This is a genomic window from Chloroflexota bacterium (assembly GCA_016219275.1).
In the GTDB taxonomy this organism is placed as follows: domain Bacteria; phylum Chloroflexota; class Anaerolineae; order UBA4142; family UBA4142; genus JACRBM01.
In genome coordinates this window covers 1-4545 of record JACRBM010000025.1, presented here as the reverse complement: position 1 = coordinate 4545, position 4545 = coordinate 1, and the positions used below count along the sequence as shown (strand labels likewise).

Below are 4545 nucleotides of genomic sequence, written 5' to 3'. Positions count from 1 at the left end.
TCAATTCACAGGGATATATCGTCGGCGTCGTATGGTATAATGTCTTTGGGGTTCTCATGCGCTGCTCTTTCTTTGGTAGGATAGAGACAGTGTGCATGAGAACCCTGTTTAGTCAAAAAGTGAGTTTTGCGGTACTGCCTTAAATGGTATATTGGAATACAATCCATCCGGGTCGCTTATCGCAGTTGGACATTCGCAAGGATTAAAGGTGCTTAGCGTACCCAATTTGAATGTCGTGCTAGACAAACCAGGTTCACAAACGACTGCCATTGCCTTCAGCCCCGATGGTTGCTTGCTGGCATGGGGTGACACAGAAGGCGTAGTTCACATTATCAATTCACCCAAGCCGTAACTGAGCCGCACTATTCAAATTGAAGAGCCGATCCAAGTTTGATCGGCTCTTTTGTTGCATAATCGCGAAAAACACGATAATGTTCACCGCGAGTAGCGTGTGACGACAACGTTCGACTACGACTCGCTTGGACGCATCACCCGCCGTTACACTTCACTCGGCTACAGCGACTATACCTACGAGGATGGTACGAACTGGCTCATCCGCGAAACGTGGCACTCTGCCATCAGCGGCAACATCTTCACCATCACCCCGAGCGTAGAGATTCCCCTTTCCTCTGCGCTCTCCGCGTCTCAGCGGTAAAACAATTCCTAATACGTATCGCTCGCACTTCCCACGCAAGTTTCAGAGCCAGCGCAATTAGATCTAGCCGAGATTGCCATCAAGCAACAACGTTTCGAGATTGCCAAGAATCTACTTAATGCCTATATCCGCGAACTCGATGCGCTGAATGGCAAAGCCGTCAACTCACGCGCACACGATCTATTGGTCAACGATGCACGGTACGTGATTGATCATCCGCCAAAAGACAAGTCTTCCGATAAAACAGGCGAGGACGCGAAGAACAAGAACGGGGATGACAAAAGCAGAGCAAAATAATTCACGTGATTTGTCAAGAAACAGTGTTTGTATTCCAAGTACTCTGTGGACTTGCAACTTTCAACGCGGCGATTGGACGCCGCTTGAGTGTAACCCACACCAAGCCCAAGTCCGTGCTAAACCCCCGTTGGTCACTCTGCGTTTTCAAGCATTTGAAAAAGCGTGCCTTATGACCGTGTGAAGTATAACTTGACGGAGTACCATTGCAAATAATCCGCGATGTGAAACGCCCAGTACGTGTATCCCTCGTGCGTGCCTTGCCACTGATCGTGCCACTCGTGCGGAACGCCTTTCGCGATGAGCAACGCGTGAAACGCCTCCACACACCGATTCGATCCCGCACCGCAGCGGCGTACCTTGTCATCGTCTAACGCGACATCCATCCAGATCGTCAGTTGCCGCGCCGTGTTCGTATTTTGCGCGAGCCAAATCGGATCAAAGCGATTGAACCAATTCCAATCGTTGATGAACGGGATTGAACCATCCGCGCCGCGGAACGATGGGCTGTGCGCGCCGACGACTTGGAACACTTCGGGATGTGTTAGCGACAACGACAGCGCGCCTTGCCCGCCAAACGAAAATCCCCCAATCGCGCGGCTCTCGCGGCGCGCGAGTGTGCGATAATTCGCATCCACATAGTTGACGACATCGCGCCAGATGTAATCACCCCAGGGTTTGCCGTCCGTGCCCGGTCCGTGATTGAAGAAAAGCGAGTTGGAACTGTCCGGCATAAAGCCGTCCGGTTGAACGATAATCAGCGGTTGGATTTTTCCACTGAGCATCAATTCTTCCGCGCGATCTTTCAAACCCCACTGTTCCCATTCAGTCGAGTTCGTCAGATTGAATCCGCCCCAACCGTGGAGCATGTACAAAACCGGGTAGCGTCGTTGCGATTGCGCGTTGTAACCCGGCGGTAGGTAAATCAGAATGCGGCGGTCTTGTTGCAACGTGGCGCTCCGAAAGCGCGTGTCAATCCGCGTGATGTTGCCGGTCGGAACGGGGTACGCTGTGGGCGTTCGGGTGCGTGTGGGCACGGGCGTGTGAGTACGCGTCGCGGTGGGCGCGCGCGTTGGCGTACTCGACGGTGACGCGACCGGCGTTGGGGAAACGCGTGCGGGAGTCGGCGTGAAAATCAAAGTCGGTTCCGGCGTGAGTGTTGGTTCTTCAATCGCCGCCGATTCAACGGTCGGCGCGATTTGCGCGAGACCTGGGTCAGCGCCGCACGCGGTCAACCCGATGACCAACACCAGTAGCCAACCAATAGGAGCAGGGCGGCGAGGAAGCTGCGGGAGCGCGTTATGAATGCAACTCAGCCAAATGAGCCGATGGAGATTTTCTTGTGCCATTCGTCGGAACGATGGCGTCAAGCGACTCTGGTTCCCATTCTTCTTCCGTGTAGAAATGAGATGAAACATCCTGTACCAACGCTTTTACGCGCGCGATCTCGCGTTCGGTGAGTCGTGTTTTCCAGTGCGCTAGATTGGCGCGGCTATTTCGTTGCAAAACAAACGGACTATCACGACTACGATCACGCGTATCCCGCGACAAACTATATTTGCTGATCGTTGCTTCAATGTCAGGCGTCCAATTTAGCTCAAGCCGCTCGAGCAGCGCGCGAAAACCGACCAGCGGATTCCGCGACAAATCCTCATGCCGCACGAATATCCAATCCGGGTGTTGCTCACGATACTGCAAAACGGTGCGGTAAACCAACTTCCAAAACAACGCGGCTTGGTCAATCAAATCTTGTTCCGACCGCGCGAATTTGGTGATCTCGCTTTCAAAAGGATACAAGGCATCACGCATCAATGCCGGTTGCGCGAGTAAATGCTTAAAAGGAATTTGCCAGTTGAGTAATTTCAAACTGCTCGCAAATGCGGCAGGATGTCTAATCAGCACGACGACATTCATATCGAATCTATCCGCCAACCAAGGAGTCGAAAAAATCGCGATCGGATCCTTGAGTAGCGGTCGCGCACCAGCGAGACGATAGCGCAGAAAATCGAGAAATACCTTGCTGGTTCCAGCAACCGCTCTAGCCGATCTAACTGTGTGCCATTGGCGACGCGAATTAAAATGGAACGTGAGGGTTTGTTGGATTGCCGGGTAGAAATCCGCCTCGTTCTCTTTGCAAATGTAGGTGAACCAATATTCAAATGGCGCTCCGCACAATCCCGGGCGGCGGTACAGACCAAACGGTTCTGGGATATACCCAACCGATGGAGCGGCGGCGATCATCTTTCCGACCCATGTTGTACCTGACCGATGCGACCCGGTCACCAGAATCGGCTTTTTGCGCGACCCCAATTTTCTCTCCGCAAGATGGATTAACCGCGTGTACTCTAGCCCCACAAGATAAGAATACCCCAAGCCAATACTGAGAAAATGCTAAGAGAATATATGATTTTTCTCGGCGCGGCACTGTCAAGATTCAATGATGCAAAACCGGACAGGGGTTTGCATGAACCCCTGCCCGGTCCGGGTGTGATTCACGCGAGCGGAGAGCGTTTGCGCCGCGCGCGCCACGCGAGTGACTGTTGCAGCGCAACCACGACGACGGTGAAGAGCGCGACGATGCCGAGATTGCGCGCGACGCTGGCGACGCCACGTGACCAATCCATCGCATCAGGCGACCCAGGCATCTCGCCTTCGCCGCGAGTTGGCGGCGAGGGTCGCGATGCAATCGCGCCGTTTGACGACGCGGTACCGGTTGCGTCTGTGCTTATCGTGCTGGGCGGCGCGCCGCCTTCGGGGCGCATTCCGTCGCTCCCAATCAGCGCGTTGCCCGCGCCGCTAGCATTGAGCAGGTATAGTCCACCGGCGATAATTCCTGCCAGCAAGAGAACGGCAAGTGTTCGACCCAAGATGCGTAACATAGTTTCCTCCGTTTCGATTCTATCGGCGCGTCAGGCGCACGCGCACCGGCGCGAGCACCAAGCGCGTAAGCGTCGTGCTCGTCCACTTCCAGTGCAGAGCAAAGTGCAGCGCCATCAACATCAACGAGGCGTCGGCGGACGTTTTGTGAAGCCAGCGCCAAAACACGTCGTGCGACCCGGCGATGCCCAAGAAAGGCAGAATGCTTTTCGAAATCATGATTCCGCTAAACAGCATCGCGGTGAACGCGAGAAATGCCAAACTGTCTACCGCATAGTTGAGCCGCGACGAGTGAATGAGCTGATGCCAAAAACGCGTCGTCACACTCACGATCCATCTCCAGTGCAACACCAGATGCGTGACAAGCGCACCCGCCAACGCGAGACTCAGCCATTCGTGTATCGGCACGCCGGTAAATTTCGGCTCGAACGCGACCAGGAACGCGGCAAAAATGGATAGATCCACCAGCAAGTTCGTTTTCATTTTTCCTCCGTCAATTGTCTTGTGCCTCGACTGTAACATCGGTGGATGAGAAAATTCCAAAGCGACAGTAAAGAATTGCTGAAAAGATGTTTAGGACCTATCCAATGAAATCGTTGTACAAAAAGCAAAGAATTTTGGGACGCGGATTCACGCGGATTTTCGCGGATAAGAAAAATATCCGCGTTCATCCGCGTTCATCCGCGTCCAATAATTTGTTTGGTTTCGGCTTGTCCGAG

General features: G+C 53.7%; 6 protein-coding genes. 2 read left to right on the top strand and 4 right to left on the bottom strand.

Annotated elements, in window-relative coordinates; translation table 11 throughout:
* Positions 1 to 208: 208 nt before the first annotated feature.
* Both HY868_05225 and HY868_05220 read left to right on the top strand, forming a co-directional pair.
* On the top strand, positions 209 to 352 hold the full coding sequence (locus tag HY868_05225; GenBank protein ID MBI5301518.1) for a hypothetical protein: 144 nt from the start codon (positions 209 to 211) through the stop codon (positions 350 to 352).
* 99 nt (positions 353 to 451) lie between these two features.
* Positions 452 to 655, top strand: coding sequence for a hypothetical protein (locus tag HY868_05220; protein ID MBI5301517.1), 204 nt, complete (start codon positions 452 to 454; stop codon positions 653 to 655).
* Positions 656 to 1119: 464 nt separating this feature from the next.
* On the opposite strand, the gene HY868_05215 is transcribed toward HY868_05220, so the two are convergent.
* The 4 genes from HY868_05215 to HY868_05200 all read right to left on the bottom strand — a co-directional run bounded on the left by HY868_05215 (position 1120) and on the right by HY868_05200 (position 4309).
* A complete protein-coding gene (locus tag HY868_05215; protein MBI5301516.1) occupies positions 1120 to 2199 on the bottom strand; it encodes a hypothetical protein in 1080 nt (359 codons plus the stop codon).
* 49 nt (positions 2200 to 2248) lie between these two features.
* Entirely contained in the window at positions 2249 to 3259 is a 1011-nt protein-coding gene (locus HY868_05210; GenBank protein MBI5301515.1) for a sulfotransferase, read from the bottom strand.
* Positions 3260 to 3441: 182 nt separating this feature from the next.
* Positions 3442 to 3828: a hypothetical protein gene (locus HY868_05205; GenBank protein MBI5301514.1), complete on the bottom strand. Its 387-nt coding sequence runs from the start codon at positions 3826 to 3828 to the stop codon at positions 3442 to 3444.
* Between the two features lie 19 nt (positions 3829 to 3847).
* Complete coding sequence (locus HY868_05200; GenBank protein MBI5301513.1) at positions 3848 to 4309, bottom strand: DUF4405 domain-containing protein; 462 nt, start codon at positions 4307 to 4309, stop codon at positions 3848 to 3850.
* Positions 4310 to 4545: the final 236 nt, after the last annotated feature.